This window comes from Caldalkalibacillus mannanilyticus JCM 10596 (assembly GCF_000615945.1).
In the GTDB taxonomy this organism is placed as follows: Bacteria; Bacillota; Bacilli; order Caldalkalibacillales; family JCM-10596; genus Bacillus_AT; species Bacillus_AT mannanilyticus.
Genome location: NZ_BAMO01000011.1, coordinates 36489 through 53653, shown reverse-complemented (window position 1 = coordinate 53653; position 17165 = coordinate 36489). Strand labels below are relative to the sequence as shown.

20 protein-coding genes and 1 pseudogene are annotated in these 17165 nt (G+C 38.7%); 16 read left to right on the top strand and 5 right to left on the bottom strand.

The features are described from left to right. The first annotated feature begins 9 nt into the window (after positions 1–9). The 3 genes from JCM10596_RS08330 (at position 10) to JCM10596_RS31650 (ending at position 2154) form a co-directional block, all read left to right on the top strand. A complete protein-coding gene (locus JCM10596_RS08330) occupies positions 10–876 on the top strand; it encodes a helix-turn-helix transcriptional regulator (RefSeq protein ID WP_025026724.1) in 867 nt (288 codons plus the stop codon). Between the two features lie 166 nt (positions 877–1042). Beyond that, positions 1043–1894, top strand: a complete 852-nt coding sequence (locus JCM10596_RS24590; protein WP_439644818.1) for an MFS transporter — start codon at positions 1043–1045, stop codon at positions 1892–1894. Next, on the top strand, positions 1879–2154 hold the full coding sequence (locus tag JCM10596_RS31650) for an MFS transporter (RefSeq protein WP_439644816.1): 276 nt from the start codon (positions 1879–1881) through the stop codon (positions 2152–2154). The genes JCM10596_RS24590 and JCM10596_RS31650 overlap by 16 nt, the downstream gene beginning before the upstream one ends. 122 nt (positions 2155–2276) lie before the next feature. Here the strand turns inward: JCM10596_RS31650 and JCM10596_RS08320 are convergent, their stop codons facing one another. The 3 genes and pseudogenes from JCM10596_RS08320 to JCM10596_RS08310 form a co-directional block, all read right to left on the bottom strand. After that, positions 2277–2657 (bottom strand): YkvA family protein, encoded by a 381-nt coding sequence (locus JCM10596_RS08320; RefSeq protein WP_025026723.1) that lies wholly within the window; start codon positions 2655–2657, stop codon positions 2277–2279. A gap of 136 nt (positions 2658–2793) precedes the next feature. Beyond that, positions 2794–3620, bottom strand: a pseudogene (locus JCM10596_RS24585) (GNAT family N-acetyltransferase). Positions 3621–3712: 92 nt separating this feature from the next. Beyond that, a complete protein-coding gene (locus tag JCM10596_RS08310) occupies positions 3713–5371 on the bottom strand; it encodes a M20/M25/M40 family metallo-hydrolase (RefSeq protein ID WP_025026722.1) in 1659 nt (552 codons plus the stop codon). Positions 5372–5548: 177 nt separating this feature from the next. Between JCM10596_RS08310 and JCM10596_RS08305 the strand changes: the two genes are divergently transcribed. From JCM10596_RS08305 to JCM10596_RS08270, 8 genes are all read left to right on the top strand, one after another. Continuing rightward, complete coding sequence (locus JCM10596_RS08305; protein WP_148302541.1) at positions 5549–6487, top strand: hypothetical protein; 939 nt, start codon at positions 5549–5551, stop codon at positions 6485–6487. Positions 6488–6580: 93 nt separating this feature from the next. Then, complete coding sequence (locus tag JCM10596_RS28655; protein ID WP_081791962.1) at positions 6581–6733, top strand: YycC family protein; 153 nt, start codon at positions 6581–6583, stop codon at positions 6731–6733. A 123-nt stretch (positions 6734–6856) separates the two neighbouring features. Then, entirely contained in the window at positions 6857–8407 is a 1551-nt protein-coding gene (locus tag JCM10596_RS08295; RefSeq protein WP_025026720.1) for an ABC-F family ATP-binding cassette domain-containing protein, read from the top strand. 47 nt (positions 8408–8454) lie between these two features. After that, positions 8455–9414, top strand: a complete 960-nt coding sequence (locus JCM10596_RS08290) for a DMT family transporter (RefSeq protein ID WP_025026719.1) — start codon at positions 8455–8457, stop codon at positions 9412–9414. Beyond that, positions 9411–10199: an alpha/beta hydrolase family protein gene (locus JCM10596_RS08285; RefSeq protein WP_025026718.1), complete on the top strand. Its 789-nt coding sequence runs from the start codon at positions 9411–9413 to the stop codon at positions 10197–10199. The genes JCM10596_RS08290 and JCM10596_RS08285 overlap by 4 nt, the downstream gene beginning before the upstream one ends. A 108-nt stretch (positions 10200–10307) precedes the next feature. Then, positions 10308–10532 carry a spore coat associated protein CotJA gene (locus JCM10596_RS08280; protein WP_025026717.1) on the top strand — a complete coding sequence of 75 codons (225 nt, stop codon included), beginning with the start codon at positions 10308–10310 and terminating at the stop codon, positions 10530–10532. Positions 10533–10534: 2 nt separating this feature from the next. Then, complete coding sequence (locus tag JCM10596_RS08275) at positions 10535–10795, top strand: spore coat protein CotJB (protein WP_025026716.1); 261 nt, start codon at positions 10535–10537, stop codon at positions 10793–10795. A 38-nt stretch (positions 10796–10833) separates the two neighbouring features. Next, positions 10834–11403 (top strand): manganese catalase family protein, encoded by a 570-nt coding sequence (locus tag JCM10596_RS08270; protein WP_025026715.1) that lies wholly within the window; start codon positions 10834–10836, stop codon positions 11401–11403. 92 nt (positions 11404–11495) lie between these two features. Here the strand turns inward: JCM10596_RS08270 and trhA are convergent, their stop codons facing one another. Further along, complete coding sequence (gene trhA, locus JCM10596_RS08265; RefSeq protein WP_025026714.1) at positions 11496–12131, bottom strand: PAQR family membrane homeostasis protein TrhA; 636 nt, start codon at positions 12129–12131, stop codon at positions 11496–11498. A 227-nt stretch (positions 12132–12358) separates the two neighbouring features. Here trhA and JCM10596_RS08260 point away from each other — a divergent pair, with 227 nt between their 5' ends. From JCM10596_RS08260 to JCM10596_RS08245, 4 genes are all read left to right on the top strand, one after another. Further along, entirely contained in the window at positions 12359–12982 is a 624-nt protein-coding gene (locus tag JCM10596_RS08260) for a lysoplasmalogenase (protein WP_025026713.1), read from the top strand. Between the two features lie 84 nt (positions 12983–13066). Further along, entirely contained in the window at positions 13067–13909 is an 843-nt protein-coding gene (locus JCM10596_RS08255; RefSeq protein ID WP_148302540.1) for a DUF4097 family beta strand repeat-containing protein, read from the top strand. Beyond that, positions 13893–14333: a hypothetical protein gene (locus JCM10596_RS08250; RefSeq protein WP_025026711.1), complete on the top strand. Its 441-nt coding sequence runs from the start codon at positions 13893–13895 to the stop codon at positions 14331–14333. Before JCM10596_RS08255 ends, JCM10596_RS08250 begins: the two co-directional genes overlap by 17 nt. A gap of 207 nt (positions 14334–14540) precedes the next feature. Then, positions 14541–15281 carry a Fic family protein gene (locus JCM10596_RS08245; protein WP_025026710.1) on the top strand — a complete coding sequence of 247 codons (741 nt, stop codon included), beginning with the start codon at positions 14541–14543 and terminating at the stop codon, positions 15279–15281. Between the two features lie 40 nt (positions 15282–15321). On the opposite strand, the gene JCM10596_RS08240 is transcribed toward JCM10596_RS08245, so the two are convergent. After that, a complete protein-coding gene (locus JCM10596_RS08240; RefSeq protein ID WP_025026709.1) occupies positions 15322–16524 on the bottom strand; it encodes a beta propeller repeat protein in 1203 nt (400 codons plus the stop codon). A gap of 232 nt (positions 16525–16756) precedes the next feature. On the opposite strand from JCM10596_RS08240, the gene JCM10596_RS08235 reads away from it, so the two are divergent. After that, positions 16757–17164 (top strand): hypothetical protein, encoded by a 408-nt coding sequence (locus JCM10596_RS08235; RefSeq protein WP_025026708.1) that lies wholly within the window; start codon positions 16757–16759, stop codon positions 17162–17164. Position 17165 lies beyond the last annotated feature (1 nt).

The following is a 17165-nucleotide window of genomic DNA, read 5'->3' as shown; positions in this document are numbered from 1 at the left end:
GTGATCAGATTGGATTTGTTACGATTTAACACGCCACCCTTTCCGGTATATATCAAGGGTGACGAATGCTGTATGGTCGCAGGGAACAAGCATTTTAAACGCGTTTTTTCCGTTTTTGATATGATTTATGTACGTCAAGGTGAGTTCTATATTACTGAAAATAAGCTCCGATATGCGCTGAAAGAAGGAGAATATATCATTCTTGCACCTGGACTCGAACATTATGGGCATCAGGAGTCTATGGAAAATACCGATTTTACTTGGATTCACTTCGATATCGAAGAAGGAGGCTATGATCTGGTTAAGGATGAGTCGGTTCGCTGGGCTAAGATCTTTTTGCAGGACAGTACATTTACAGAGCCAGCAAGATATCAGTTCCATCTCCCGCGTTATGGCAGAATTCAGCACAAGGAAGTATTTGAAGGGCATTTACAAAAATTAATGCAAATGAACCAAGGACAGGCTCCTGAACAAAAAATGAAGCAGCAAATTGAGTTTCTTGAATTAATTTTGGTGTTGCAGAAGGAAGCGATTATGATTCCTTCATCCGCTGAACAGGTAACAGAGCTTATTCTGGCATACACCCATCAACATTATGCTGAACCGATTAAGATGTCTGATTTAGCACATGCCACGTTGTTTCACCCAGATTATCTAACGAGATGTATGCAGCAGGTGATCGGCATGTCTCCCACTCAATATATTAGCCAATATCGCTTAGCTATGGGGAAGCATTTGCTGACTACTACAAATGAAACGATTCGATCTATAGCTGAGAATGTTGGATTTATAGACTACACTTATTTTTCTAAGCTGTTCAAGAAGACAGAAGGGATGAGCCCTCTAGAATACCGAAGAATTGCCATGAGAAGATAGATGCTTTTTTGTTTTCATCAAATTGAAATCATGCTACACTAATAGAAATTCGGAAAGCGAAAGATCTGCAAACATCACAAAGTAGAATAAAAATAGAGAGATCTAGTTACAGAACTAAGGTAACTTAGTGGGATATGGAGAATTTAGTTGAGAGAAGGAGAAACCTATGCAAGCTCAAGCTACTATTTCAAGCACGCCTGCGGTGCAGCAACAAACCATGTATCGTATTCTTTTTGCCATTAGCTTCGTTCATTTATTGAATGACTCTGTTCAAGCTGTGATTCCAGCGATTTTTCCTATTTTGCAGCAGACAATGAACTTAACCTATTTACAGCTAGGCTTTATTGGCTTTGCACTGAATATGACGGCTTCTGTGATGCAGCCAGTCATTGGAGCCTATACGGATCGTAAGCCTTCGCCGTACCTTTTGCCAATGGGGATGGTGTTTACTTTTTTTGGTATGTTAGGTTTGGCACTGGCGAATCAATTTTACCTTGTTTTTCTTTCTGTATGTTTAGTAGGTCTAGGCTCTGCGGTCTTTCATCCTGAGGGAGCACGTGTGGCTTATATGGCGGCTGGTACTCGAAGAGGGCTGGCTCAATCTATTTTCCAAGTAGGCGGAAATGCGGGTCAATCGCTTGCTCCTATTATGATGATATTAATCTTTGTACCATTAGGGCAGCTAGGAGCCATTTGGTTTACCATCCTAGCTGCTGTTGCTTTTCTTGTTTTACTCTACATCGCTTCTTGGTATACTGCTAAATTGCGTGTGGATCAGCCGAAGAAAAAGCTTCAAAGTGTTAGAGCGATGAGTCCCGCTCGGAAAAAACAGGTTCAAATGGGTATCCTCTTATTGATTTTTCTTGTTTTTGCGAGATCATGGTATCATGCGGGTATTACGAATTTCTATCCCTTTTATCTCATCAATGATTATGGAATTACTATTAATCAGGCTCAGATTTTTATTTTCTTATTCCTTGGGGCTGGGGCAGTAGGGACGTTTTGGGCGGTCCATTAGCCGACCGGTTTGGAAAGCGTAATGTGATTATGTTTTCGATGCTAGGGTCTGCTCCTCTTGCCTTGATCATGCCTCATGTTGATTTGTTTTGGGCGTACCCCATCTTTTTATTAAATGGATTTATTATCTTGTCTAGCTTTTCCGTTACAGTTGTTTATGCACAAGAATTAGTGCCAGGGAAAATCGGAACTGTTTCGGGATTGATTATTGGGTTAGCCTTTGGCTTAGGAGCCATAGGAGCCGTTGTCTTGGGAGGTTGATCGATTGGTTAGGTGTCAAGAATGTCATGATCATGACCGCTTTTCTTCCTGTCTTGGGGATCATTACGGTGTTCATGCCTTCAGATCAGAAGCTTAGGGAGTGGGCAGAGGAATAAGCTCTCTTAGTTCAAAAATTGATAAACCTTTACAATAAGCCATAGGATGAATAGACTCCAAATCAGTATGATCAGTGAGCCAACAATCCAATTCTTTGGCTTATCTTTTTTTAGCAGCTCTTCTACTTTCAATGTACAATCAGAAAGTACATTCTTAGGTATCATCTTCAAGGCAAACATTATTCCAAGCGGTACAATTATTACATCATCCACGTAACCAAGAATCGGTATAAAATCAGGTATTAAGTCAATTGGGCTGAACGCATAGGCTACAATACAAGTTGTAAATAATTTAGCATACCAAGCTACTCTTTCGTCTTTATAGGCAAAGTAAAGAATGAATATTTGCCGTTTTAAATTTTCCGCCCAAACTTTTATTTTCTCCATTTTTTTTCTCCTTGTCATCCGCAAAGATTTTATTTCTATTATAGCAAATTTGTAAAACAATTCAGCTCGACAGCAGAACAAGCAAAGCGATGCTCCGATAACTCAAGCATCGCACTCCTTTGTTGAAGAACAAGTACTAAAAAGCAAATTCATAGCCTATATAGTTAAATACATTTTTCAATCCTATATTTTCTGCAACTGCTATGGACGGCTTGTTCGATTCCATACAATCCCAATAAGGAACAAGATTTTTCTCCAAACAATTCCTTACAAAAGTTTGAGCTATTTTTTGAGCTAATTTTTTTCCTTGATGCCCTTTTAATGTTTCAATATCTATACAGTGTACATTTCCAACGACAAACGCTGAAAAACATATACTTACTATTTCGTCTCTGAAAAGAATACAATAACCAATACCAGCATCAAAGAACCTCTCAGGTGAAGACCAAACCTTTAAAATTTTTGAGTGTAGAAATTCAATGTTTTCAATTGAGTTATCTCTGTTTTCAAAGAGTGTTTCATTAATTTTTACAACCTTATATCCTTCTTCAATAGGAGGTTCATAGTTTCCTCTATCAGCATCTTTTTGTATAGTATAGACCCTCTGGTTCCAACTCCCTAATGTACGGTGTTCAAACACTTTTTTGATAGTTGCATCCCATCTGCTGTGATTACCAATCCCTTCAAACCAAGTTAATCCAACTTTCTTTGCTTCTGGTTGGATTACTTTATCAATAAAATTGTTTAATTCGTGATTGAACCCTTCATTTTTTTCATCTCCAATAAAGAAAAAACCATCATTATTCCCTAACCAAATAAGCCAGTAGTAGGGGAACAAATATCATCTACAAATACACGACCAGGATTTATCCCTTCTATGACTGCTTTTACTTCTACTTGACCTTTTTCATTTAGTAAATCTTTACCCTTATAGAATTCCGAATTCTTCAACTCTGAAATCATACGTACCCTCCTCCTTTACCTTGATTTTACTATATTTATACAATTTTTTAAGCAAACAAGCTCGTTTGTTTAGTAACTTCAACAAAAAGGGATTAGCTATATTTTTGGAGCAGATTTTTAATCACTTGATACGTCAGATTAGGAACCATCTCAAATGAGTATTTGATTTCAGCTCGTTCATACTTTTTATGAGCGTCATGTCCATACGGTCCAATGTTAATCACTGGAACATTTAGCTCTCGTACATCCTGATACTCTACGTAATGCTTTGTCCCCCAGCCAGGGTTGTTCGCTATTACAGCATGAATTCCTTCTTCATCGTCACTGAGAGACACAAAGCTCATGTCAGAAATATAAGGAAAGTAGTTTCGGATAACGATAGGATGTGGATACTCTGGCTGAAGAGCGGCTACCGCTTCATCAAGGGAATCAATCAGCTTTTGCTCCTGTTCCGTTTGACCTACAACTTCGATGCGTGGGGAATAGAGGGAGGAGTAGAAAAGGATCATGGTTGGACGCTTATCTGGCATCCACTGAAAAGCCTCTTCAACTACCCTCGCAGCAAACATTCTAGTATCTAAGCTGGTATCGTTTAGCAGTTCGTTCTTAAAGTGGGTCATATGAACAAGATATTTTTCTCCGTGCTCAGCGATTAGTGATCGTTCCATTTCTTCATAGGTCATCACATTAGGTTTCCAAGGGATCTCCCGATAGGTTTCTCCACTAAGCTGACAGTAGGATTGATATCTGCTCTTATAGGCTTCTAACGCATGGGAAAAAGCAAGCTCTGCTTGATGACTAAGCTTTTCCAATACGTCTTTCGGAGACCATGAATGGATAAAAAAATTATAATAAACATAAGCAGCTAATGCGGTCTGCACCGTATAGGTTGGTTTGAGATCGGTTTGTTTTAGAGCCACAGGGGGAACCGTCGTTTCACCATACGCTTCGTTACATAACTCAGGATTATAGCTAATTTGCTTTGTTAGCTCTGCTGCAAGAAAGTTAGGATCAATCCCTTCAAAGCAGGAACCAACATGGGTTTCAGCACCAGTAATATAGAAGGAAGGTAGAAGCTTGCCTACAGTTCCCTTATAAATATATCGTTTTGGATCGTTCTCTGAGCGAGGGGAAACAAAGTCGGCATTAATGGCTGCAACATAGTCTAGGTGATGTTCTTTTTTCCACTGACGCAAGCCTTTTAATGCCGTTAGGATACCGTGTGAACCATCTTCTTCATCACATTCGGCGATCAGGACGAGATTCCCCTCCAGTTCTTCAGGATGCTCTGAAAAATACTGAATGAGGTACAGGTGACTGGCAAGACCAGCTTTCATATCCAGTACGCCTCGACCAAATAACCAAGCATCGGAGTTCAGGTGCTCTTGGATCAAGGGTGGGGAGGCTTCTTTTTTTAATTCCGTCATTAAAGAATCAGGATGACAGGCAAGTTCCCTTAAGTGGTGAAAATCATCAATTCCTACTGTATCTAGATGACCTAACAAAATCACGGTTTTCTTCGATTGTTTTTTTCTTCCCTTCACTAGGGCTAGGACATTATATCTTTCCTGTTCATCTGCTTCTGTGCGTTGAAGAACTAAATGAGAGGGGTTTTCTTGAAAATAAGACAGGCGAGCTAAAAGCTCTTTTATTTGAAGTGCTATTTTCTTTTCACCTGTGGTATTGACCACACTTAGCGTCTGCACTAATTGTTTGGTTAATTTCATGACTTCTTGATGACAGGTAAGCATAGAAGGAAACCTCCTTGTTTTCAGAAGTATATATCTTTCGTAAACTATTTCGGGATCGAAAATAATTCTGTTTCCATCATAATCCATGCCAGAGGAAAAGAAAAGACAGGAGCACCTGACGACTTTGAAACCTTCCCTTCCTTTTTCCGTAATAAAGGGAGTGAGGTGGACGACATGATGAATGAATTAACAGAACGGTTGAATCAGATCAAGGATAAACAAAGAAAGAAGGAGAAGTGGGAATCCTTGCTTCAGAAGAATCTGTCTTATCTTCATGAGGAAAAGGCTAAAGCGGAGCAATTATTCACCATTTTGAAAAAGGAAGAAAGAGATGTTCAGAAGCTGGAGAACTTCTCATTGACTCATATTTTTTACAGCATTATTGGACGAAAGCAAGAACGTTTAGACGAAGAACAGCAGGAATTGTTGACAGCGAGATTAAAATATGAAGAAGCTTTAGAAACGATTAGGGATATTGAACAGGAACTAAAAGAATACCAAGGTAAACTGCAAGAGCTTGAAAGTATCGATCAAGAATACGCTCAATTTCTAGTGGATAAGGAAAGGCTGATTCATGATCGAAAGTCCCTTTGGAGTAATGAGTTGTATCAATTAGCAGATCAAGAAGTGAACCTTCATGCGGACCTCATTGAGTATAGAGAGGCGATTGAAGCAGGGTGTGAGGCTTTGGATAGCTTGAAAATGGCGATTCAATCCTTAGAAAAAGCTAAGGGCTGGGCGACCTGGGATATGATTGGTGGAGGAGCGATCTCTACCGCCATTAAGCATAGTCATTTGAACGATGCCAAAAAGGAAATACACATAGCGCAAAAGGAATTACGTCATTTTCAGCATGAATTGATGGATATCAAGAAGCACTTTAAGGTGGAGATTGAAATAGGAAATTTTCTAACCTTTGCCGATTTCTTTTTTGATGGCCTCATTGTCGATTGGATGGTGCATGGCAAAATTTCTGATTCTTTGGTTCAAGCCGAGAATACTAGAAAACAAGTAAAAAGCATTGTAACGAAGCTAAAAAGGGCTGAAAAGAAGATGAGAGAACAGCTTGCACAGAATAGTAACCAGAGAATTTTTATTCTAGAAAATAAAGCATAGTCATTTGGAAAAGAAAAGAAGAGGATAAAGGAAGATATCAATTGAGAAGTTATTTTCTTCTCTGCTATAATAGATCAATGGAGGGTTGAACAAATGAAACCATTACCGATTTCAGCTGAAACAGCCAAAATATTATCTGAAAAGCTACAAGTTCCCATTGAACAAATTATGCATATGCCTCAACATATTTTAATGCAGAAAATGATGGAATTATCAAAAGAAGATTCGAAGAAAAATGAGGACTAAGTAAGATTTGAAACTGAAGAAAGACAAAGCGAAGAAGAATAAAACAGCGAAAAACAAAACCTGTCGTTAGCTTCTGCTATGGGCAGGTTTTGTATTGCCGATACATGGAGGAATGAAGTTCAAATGAGTTTACTAACCGTTGAAGATTTAAGTCATAGTTATGGAGATCGAGTCTTATTTAAGAATGTGTCGTTTCGATTATTAGCAGGGGAACACGTTGGATTAGTAGGTGCCAATGGAGTTGGTAAATCTACTCTAATGAATATCCTAACAGGTCAATTATTACGTGAGTCAGGGAAGTTGGAATGGACTCCAAGAGTTCATTATGGTTATCTCGATCAGCATACGAAGCTAACCCCCGGAAAGACGATCAGAGATATTTTAAAAGATGCTTTTCTACCTTTATATGAAGAAGAAAAGAAGATGATGGAAATCACAGAAAAAATGGCAGATGCTTCGCCTGAAGAGCTAGAGGTTTTACTAGAGCAAATGGGGGAAATCCAAGATCGTTTAGATGCAAGTGGATTTTATCTTCTTGAAATTAAAGTAGAGGAAATGGCACGGGGGCTTGGTTTAGATGCGATTGGTTTGGATCGTGACGTAGCGGCGTTAAGCGGAGGGCAAAGAACCAAGGTTTTGTTAGCCAAGCTATTACTGGAGAAACCTACCGTATTACTGCTTGATGAGCCGACCAACTATCTAGATGTAGAGCATATCAGGTGGTTAACAGAATATCTTAAGGAATATCCCTATGCTTTTATCTTGATCTCTCATGACACAGAGTTTATGAATGAAGTGATCAATGTTGTCTACCATCTGGAGTTTAATAAGATGAACCGCTATACGGCTAACTATGAAAGATTTCTGGATATGGCTGAATTAAACAAGCGTCAGCACGTGGATGCCTACGAAAAACAAAAGGAATATATCAAGAAAACAGAGGATTTCATCCAACGTAACAAGGCAAGATATTCCACAACAGGAAGAGCGAAGAGTCGTCAGAAGCAATTGGATCGCTTAGAACGCATCGATCGTCCCGAAACAGCTGTGAAGCCCACCTTTGAATTTAAAGAAGCGAGGGCGAGTGGTAAGTTAGTATTTGAAGGAAAGGATGTTGAGATTGGCTACGATTACGCTCTTTTGCCAAAAATGTCGATGACTATTGAGCGTGGAGAAAAAATAGCCATTGTCGGTTGTAATGGAGTGGGGAAATCGACCCTTCTTAAAACTATTCTAGGAAAAATACCTCCGATTAGTGGAACAGTCTATTTAGGCGATTTTCTCTACCCTGCGTATTTTGAACAAGAGGTTAAGGCTGGCAGCACAACGCCAATTGATGAAATCTGGAATGCGTTTCCTCATTTAAACCAACATGAAGTAAGAGCCGCTCTTGCTAGATGTGGGTTGAAAAATGAACATATTACACGTCCTCTTCACGCCTTGAGCGGAGGTGAACAGGCAAAGGTTCGCTTATGTAAGCTTCTGATGAATGAAAGTAACTGGTTGTTATTTGACGAGCCGACCAACCATTTAGATGTAGCAGCGAAGGATGAATTGAAGAAAGCTCTGAAACAATACAAAGGAACGATCTTACTTGTTTCGCATGAACCGGATTTCTACGAGGATTGGGTAACTAAGGTGTGGAATGTGGAGGAGTGGTCAGAGCAGAAGTAAGAAGGAATAGGAAGTAGTAGGAAGTAATAAGAGATGAGGCAGAAAAAATGAAATGGAATGCTCAACGTTTTTTTACTAGCCCAATAGGGATTATCTTAGCTGCTTCTGGAGCTACCTTTTTATGGGGTAGCTCATTTCCATTTATCAAGCTAAGCTACGAGTCTCTACATATTGCACCAGAAGACATATATCAACAATTTTTATTTGCTGGCTACCGTTTTTTTCTAGCCTCGCTTCTCATCGGTTGTGTGATTCTGCTCTTTAAAAGAACGCAAAGAATGACAAGGTCTGGTTGGAAAACCTTAGGTATGATTGCCTTATTTCAAACCATTTTACAGTATATTTTCTTCTATGTTGGACTTAGTTATAGTACGGGAGTTCAAGGCTCCATTATTGCGGGAACCACTTCTTTTTTTCAGATCCTTCTGGCTCACTTTATGTACAAAAATGATGCGTTATCATTACGCAAAGGGCTGGGGCTGTTGCTTGGTTTTGCCGGCGTCATTCTAGTCACCTCAACAAAGGGCAGTATCGAAATGAATATAGGCATTGGAGAAATTTTGCTTCTGCTAGCCATGTTTGCCGGAGCGCTTGGTAATATATTGGCGAAGAATGGCAGTGCTAAGCTAGATATTCTTTTTCTAACATCCATACAAATGATGATTGGCTCCATCGTCCTTATTCTGATAGGGGCTTCACAGGAAGGGTTATTTCCCCTTGATTTTGACCTGATGTCCTTGCTTATGCTACTCTATCTTGCTTTTGTTTCAGCAATGGGCTTTGTGCTCTGGAATACCGTGATGAAATATAATAAAGTAGGCAGCATCTCCACCTATCTGTTTCTCATTCCGGTATTTGGAGTATTCCTATCTAGTCTTATGCTAAAAGAGGAGCTGCATGGATTGATTCTCCTTTCCCTTGCCTTGGTTGTAAGTGGGATCATTATTGTGAATCGGGAGAAAAAGAAACGTGAAGATCATCATATTCAAAAGGGAATAGTAAAATGAAAGAATGGAATCTTATCGATGTAGTTGAAATAGCCGAATTTCATATGAATGCCAGGTTATTTCTCGTCACCTATCTTTCGGCTGGTCTGAAGGTAAAGGGCTATCTGGCAGTTCCTAAGGGAACAGGTCCGTTTCCTGCCCTAGTCTATTGTCGTGGTGGGATTAGGAACGTAGGGATGACGAGACTCGCTTGGGTTTCGCGTTTTGTGGAGCAGGGATATGTTGTCTTTGCTCCTTTTTATCGTGGGAATCGGGGAGGAGAGGGAAGAGAGGATTTTTGTGGGGAGGATCGCCACGATGTGACCCATGCCATAGATTGGCTTAAACTACATCCGCAAGTAGACCCTAAGCGTCTTCATCTCTTCGGTTTTTCTCGTGGAGCTGTAATGGCCCTTTTTGCTGCTATGGAGTGCAAAGAGGTCGCCTCTGTTGTTGTTTGGGGAGGGGTGTCAGAGATGAGTGTTACCTATGAAGAGAGAATCGATCTGCGCCGTATGTTGAAGCGAATCATTGGTGGAACTCCTGCCAAGTTTCCTGAACGGTATCAATTGAGATCTCCAATCTATTTTCTACATGAGCTAGAATGTCCCGTTCTTATTGTTCACGGTACTTTAGATCAACAGGTTGGATTCATTCATGCTCGTCTGCTAGAAGAAGCCCTGCATGCCCAGAACAAACGCTATACCACTTTCTTTTATGAGGGAGAAGGTCATTTTTTTCATGCTCCTCTATTTAATCAGGCGATAGAGCGTATGTTTCAGTGGCTGAACACATCTATTCAATAGGCAGCTGGCTGGTTACAAAGTTTTGCCTGCCCAATTTCCTATATTTTGTGTCTTTACCTATAGAGCCTACATACTATATGGTGATCATTGCCTAAAGGAGGTTCTAGCGTGTATACCTATCGTAAATCATATGTTCCTTATGTCAGTCCGTTTGATCCATGTCCTCCTATTCGTGTGAAAACGTACGAAACCCCTGTTCAGCTCTATCTAGGATTCCAACCACCCAACCTACCACAATTTTCACCAAAAGAAGCATTGTACAAAGGCACATTATGGCCTGCCTTGTTTGTTCCTTATGAAGGAAAAGATAGGGGAGGGGAGTCAGAAGAATGAAAATGGATCAGGTCCCAGAACATTATTATCAGTGGTTAGAAGAAATCCAAGCCTTCGATTTTGTATTGACCGAATTAAATCTATACTTAGATACGCATCCCACAGATAAGCAAGCACTTGAACAATACAATGTCATTGCCGTGCATCGAAAACAATTGGTTGATCGGTTCGAGAAGGAATTTGGACCGATGAAAAATTTTGGTCAAAGCTGCTCGCGTTTTCCGTTTGAATGGGTAAAAACACCGTGGCCTTGGCAAGTGTAAAAGAGAGATAGAAGGGATTAGAGGAGGTAATCGACTACATGTGGGTGTACGAAAAAAAACTCATGTACCCAGTTAGAGTAAGCAAGTGTGATCCGCAAATGGCAAAATATCTAATGGAGCAATATGGAGGAGCAGATGGTGAGTTAGCTGCTGCGTTGCGTTATTTAAACCAACGGTATACGATCCCGGATAAAGTGGTGGGATTATTAACAGATATAGGGACAGAAGAATTTGCTCATCTAGAAATGATTGCCACAATGGTATACAAACTTACTAAAGACGCCACTCCAGAACAGTTAAAAGCCGCAGGTCTTGGTGATCATTATGTTGAGCATGACCGAGCGCTTATGTATTCCAACGCATCAGGTGTCCCGTGGACAGCAGCTTATATTCAAGCAAAAGGAGATCCAATTGCTGATCTCTATGAAGATATTGCCGCAGAGGAAAAGGCGAGAGCAACGTATCAATGGCTGATTGATATGACGGATGATGTGGATTTAATTGATGGCTTAACCTTTTTACGGGAAAGAGAAGTTGTTCATTCCCAGCGCTTCCGTGAGGCGGTGGAGCTGATTAAAGAAGATCGTGACACGAAGAAAATATTTTAAAAAACAAAAGGCATATACCTCCATGCAGATTACTACATCTGAAAGAGGATATGCCTTTAATACTGAATAAGAACGTATCAATTTTTTGCTCTTTAATACAAGGGTAATACATAGAAAAGAACGGTAATAAAATGTGCCGCACTTCCTGCCAAGACAAAGATATGCCAAATCGCATGATGATACGGGATCTTTTTCCATAAGAAAAAGATCGTTCCGAAGGTGTACAGAAGCCCTCCAATAACTAACCACATCATACCTGCAAAAGCAAGGGATTCATATAAGGGTTTAATAGCAAAGACAATAATCCAACCCATAATAATATAACAAATCGTGGAGAGAACGATAAATCGTTTCACGAAAAAGAATTTGAGAATAATCCCAATTAACGCAAATCCCCAGACAATACCAAAAATTGTCCAACCTAAAGTTCCTCTTAAAGTAACAAGCAGAAAAGGGGTATAGGTTCCTGCAATCAAGAGATAGATAGCTGCGTGATCCATTACCTCAAATGCATTTTTGATTTTAATATTCTGAATCGCATGCATCAAGGTTGAAGAGAAGTAGAGAATGACGAGTGAAGCACCATATATACTAAAGCTGACAATATGCCAGGCATCTCCGTATTTTGCGGCAAATACAATTAGCACCACCAATGCTGCAATACTAAGAAGTGCTCCAATCCCATGAGTGATTGCATTTGCAATTTCTTCGCGTAATGAATATTCCATTAGTTTCCTCCTGCCATTCATAAATTTTTTCATGTTTTTATCTTCTATTATACATGAATTAGTATTAATATATTGTGCTTATTTTAAACAATTGGTGTCAATGTTTCAACTTTTTACAAAAAAATGATTGTTCATTTAGAAAATATTGGTTATACTTAACTCGCGGATGAGATTCGTTAGTCACAGTTAAATGAAGAGAAAATGTCCATTCGTGGGGAGGAAGAGGCATGTTGTTTACTCTTTTAGCAGGTTGTGTTCTCTTATCTGCTGTAGGTTATTTGTCTGTCATCTGGAAAAAACACCGCGGACTAAAGTACCTTTTGAAGCCTCTTACGATGGTTTTTATTATTTTGATCGCCCTTTTTCATGCACAGGATGCCTTTGGCTTATGGATACTGATCGGTCTGCTTTTCTCAGTACTGGGAGATATTTTCTTAATGCTCCCCAAGGATCGATTTATCCAAGGATTGATTTCCTTTTTCTTCGCCCATGTTAGCTATATTCTTGCTTTTCTCACGATGGGAGCCCATCAGGAGCTTTCTCTTCCTAGCACGATTCTCTTGATCGCTCTAGCTATCGGCTTCTTTCTATTGATTGCCTCGGGAGTAAGGAGATCAAGCGGAAGGGTGATGTTAGTCGCTGTCTTCTTCTATATCACTGTGATCACAACCATGACCCTTCTCGGTCTGGCTACCGGAAGCCCTGTACTGATGGCGGCTGTTCTCTTCTTCTATATCTCTGACGCTATTCTGGCATTGAATCGCTTCTTATATAGCTTTGCCTCAAGCGATTATCTTATTATGATAACCTATTATTCCGCTCAATTTTTATTTGCTTATAGCTTGGTTTAGAAACAATAAAGTAGACTTCTATCAGTGAGAGTTTTTACTCCACCTGATGGTAAAAAAGAGAAAAATGAAAAGGAGCTTTTAAAAATGCGTATAACCCTACGAAAATATGTAATGCTGGTACTGTCCATTTTTTGTCTAACGCTACTAACTACCGCGTGTTCCGAAGCCATTGATCCTGTTTTGTTGAAGCAAGAAGTATTTGAAAACATAAATCAACATCCCTTGGAGAGTAAGGATCTAGAGCTTACGCAAGAAACAGTGGATACGTTACTCTTAAAAAATCAGGTTGGAGATATCCAGATTAAGTCGAGCCCCATTGAACAAATCACAGTTCATACAACGATTACCCAACTAGGAAGAGATAATCAAAGGATCGTGGAAGAAATCATTCAGCAAGCAGAAACGTCTATTATCATAAATAAGAATGAGGCTGAGATCGTCACTCATCCTGCTCAACATGAAAATATGGATATATGGAAGTGGGCAAAGCGTGAATATGGAGATGCTAAATTTTCTATTCATTATGAGATTGAGATTCCTCATAGTGTGAAAGGAATAGATATTTCTACTCATGTGGGTGAAATTGAACTAAGCGACTTCAAAGGAGTGTATAACGTCCAGAATAACGTGGGAGCTATTATAGTTGATGGAGCGCATATCATGGGGAAATCAGTTATTCACTCTGATGTAGGGAGTCTTCATCTTAAAATCAATCAAATGGATGAACAAAGCACCCTATCCGCCAAAACAGATGTAGGTGAGATTCAAGCAAACTTTAATGAATCCCTACCGTTAACACTAAACGTTAAAACGGATCTGGGGATCATTAACGGCGCATCGAAGGGGAAGAATGAAATCAATGGAGGGGGACCTGCTGTTACTTTGTCTACCTCAGTTGGTGCTATTACGGTTGAGAAAAGTAAGTGATGGCCTGATAGGCATTATGAATACAGTAAAACGTTATGCAATTCTGTTTACCATCTTCATTATTCTTTATGTTATAGGCTCTAAGTGTTTAGAAATTCTAGAAAGTGTTAAAATTGTTCCATTTGAAGATATTAAAGTAGATTTTAAAGAAAATATTGTTCAGGCAATATTTTCTTTTTTACTCACTTTTTTACCACTGTCAGTTTTATTTGATTTCTTGCCTAGCCAGCGATTGTTTATTATCTTAAAAGTAATTTCATTAAGCTGCTTAGGTCTGTTTATTGGGAGTTATATTTATTTTATCACGTATCCAGAATGGGTTGAAATTAGTGGGGCTGATGTTAGAAAAGAAACTGCCATGATTATATTCGGAATAGTAGGACTTATATATTCCCTTGTTTCTTCTTTCATAATAAAAAAATAAATTCACTTTCCTAAGAGAATGTCTATTAGAAATTTTGAATTGGAGGAAAGAAGGATGGATTGTTATGTTAAGAAATGTTGGCTATACTAGATAGGAAAGCAGATCTGGGCAAATTTGATAGGTAGATAAGGCAGAAAGCAAGAGGATTTTGAAACTGAACTAAGATTGATTTGATACAAAAGCCTATTCTTAATAAGGAATGATCCCATGAATTTTTCAACTATTAATCAATTAAAACAAAAGTTAGATTCAAAGCGTCCTTTGCCCAAAGCAGCCATCAAGAACTTGAGAGAAGTGTTTAATGTGGAATGGACGTATCATAGTAATGCAATTGAAGGAAACACCTTAACCCTCCTCGAAACCAAGGTAGTGCTTGAAGAGGGGTTAACAATAGGTGGAAAAAAACTTCGAGAACATTTTGAAGTCATTAATCACGGTCACGCCATTTCACTTATTGAAGATTTAGTAACAAAAGAAATAGAACTCTCTGAAAAAGTATTGAAGGATGCTCACTATCTTATTTTAAAGAATATTGATGATGAAAATGCTGGTAGATTTCGATCAATTAACGTCGCTATATCGGGTAGTGAACATAAACCACCGCATTTCCTAAAAGTTCAGGAGGAGATTGAACAACTCATTTCATGGTACAAGCAAAGTAAAGAAACCCTGCATCCAGTCGAATTAGCAGCGCTCTTTCATTTTCGCTTCGTCTATATTCATCCATTTACTGATGGAAACGGTAGGACAGCAAGACTTTTAATGAATTTTTTATTAATGAAGGAAGGCTATCCACCAGCTATTTTGAAAGCTCAAGCTGAAAAGAGACTTGCCTATTATCAGGCTTTAGAAAAGGCGAGTGTGGGTGGGAGCACGGATGAATTTATCACTCTTGTTGCGGAAAACGTGGAAGAAAGCTTGAACAGATACCTACAAGCTATCGAATAGAAAGGAGGAACACGAGTGTCCTCCTCCTTACAAAAAGGTTCTATTTATACTCAATCCTTGCTTGAACTTCCTCCCAAGACTTTCCTCCATCCTTAGTATACAATAAACGAGATTTTATATTGTTACCTATAACCAGCCAACCTTCGTTTTCTTTCAGAAAATCTACTTTTTTTATCCAGTAATCCTGAGGGAGTTTTTCACTAATAGAGGATTCTTCTTTCCACTGTGCGTTTTGGTAGGAAAATAATCTATTTTTTAATCCGAACCATACGTGCTGGGCATCTAGTACACTAATGCTTATACCATTCGGTCCAATATCAGTACTTTCAAAATCGATTTTTGGGGAAATACCCCAATTATTATTGCTATTTGTTGTACTATAAATAGCAATAGTTACTTTATCGGCTGATGAAAAGCCCACAATAAAAACCTTATTGTTTTTTTCTAAAAATATGAGAGGACCAACAGAAATTAGATTCTCTCCTTGAATTTCTGGATGGGATGGTAGGTAATATCTCTCCCATGTCGTTCCTCCATTTGTAGAGGCAAATAACCAAGGCTGCACCTCAATTGTTGATACAGGAATCCAGCCTTGTTGAGGGTCTGAGAATATAACGGTTCCTTTTAAACCTTCGTATGGGATGATGTGATTCGAGGACTCTTCAGAAATCAAAGACCAATTCTTTCCCCCATCAATGGTTTTGGCTAACTCGATATGATTCCCTCCCATTCCAATACCACTTACAAAATTTGTGATCCAACCTATATTTTCATCTGTGAAAGTAAGTCCCATCATTTCGCCCTCTTCAGAAACAAATGGATTGGACTCTATCCAGTTTTCTCCACCGTCTTGTGTATATATCAATTGGATTTCACCAAATTTTTTCATTGTTAACCAAGCATGTGTTTCATTTAAGAAAAAATATGGCTGAGTTATTTCTTTTCCGAGAGGAATATTTGGTGTGACTTCTTTCCACGTGAATCCTTGATCTGAAGTTACGAGGATTCCAATTTTATCTTCATCTTTAATCACGGTCATCCAGCCATGCTCATGATCAATCATTTTAAAATCTATGATATGGGGAAGGGGAATATATTCTTCAGTTTTTACAGATAAACCATTTGTTTCATCTTCATCTAATTCATTAGTAGGTATATTTTTTTGAAAATGATGCGCACATCCTATTAGAAACCCCAAAAAGAAAATAAGGATTGCTATAAATAGGAAATTTTTTGCTTTCATATTTTTCTCCTCCCACCTGACCATCTGTGAAAGTCTTCTCTAAAGAAGGACTGAAGACATGGTCATCTTCGAAATGACATCAGTAGATGTTTTTTTAAAACAGTGGTCGATGTATAATAATGTAAACTAACGAAAATGATTATATCAGAAGCTGATAGATTCTATATATAGGGAGTTAGGATGATTTTTACGTAAGTATTTATAGAATGTAATAAGTAAGGAGCGACTTGCCATGATAAAAAAAGGCGTCAAAGAAGTAGGAAGCTTTTTCGGAACCGTGCTATTTATTGTTCTATTCTTGTTTCTATTATTAGGTAGTATTGGGCTAGGTGAAAATAATGCAATCCCTCTATCCTTATTTGAAATCCTCTTTTCTATCATCACGATAGGTATCATATGTACGCTTCATACGATCTATTTTCATCTGTTAGAACAATTAAAAAAATCTTTTTACATCATATTTTGGATAGCCATGAATATACTGTTGATAGGAGCCATTTTATTTGTTCTAATTAGTGGTTTTACGGGTTTCGATTCCATTCTTTTCATTCGACTTTTTGGAATAGGAGCTATCGTTCTTACAACTTTCCAGTGTGTAAGAAGCTTGAGAAAAAACAAATACATTAAAGGAAATGCTTAGT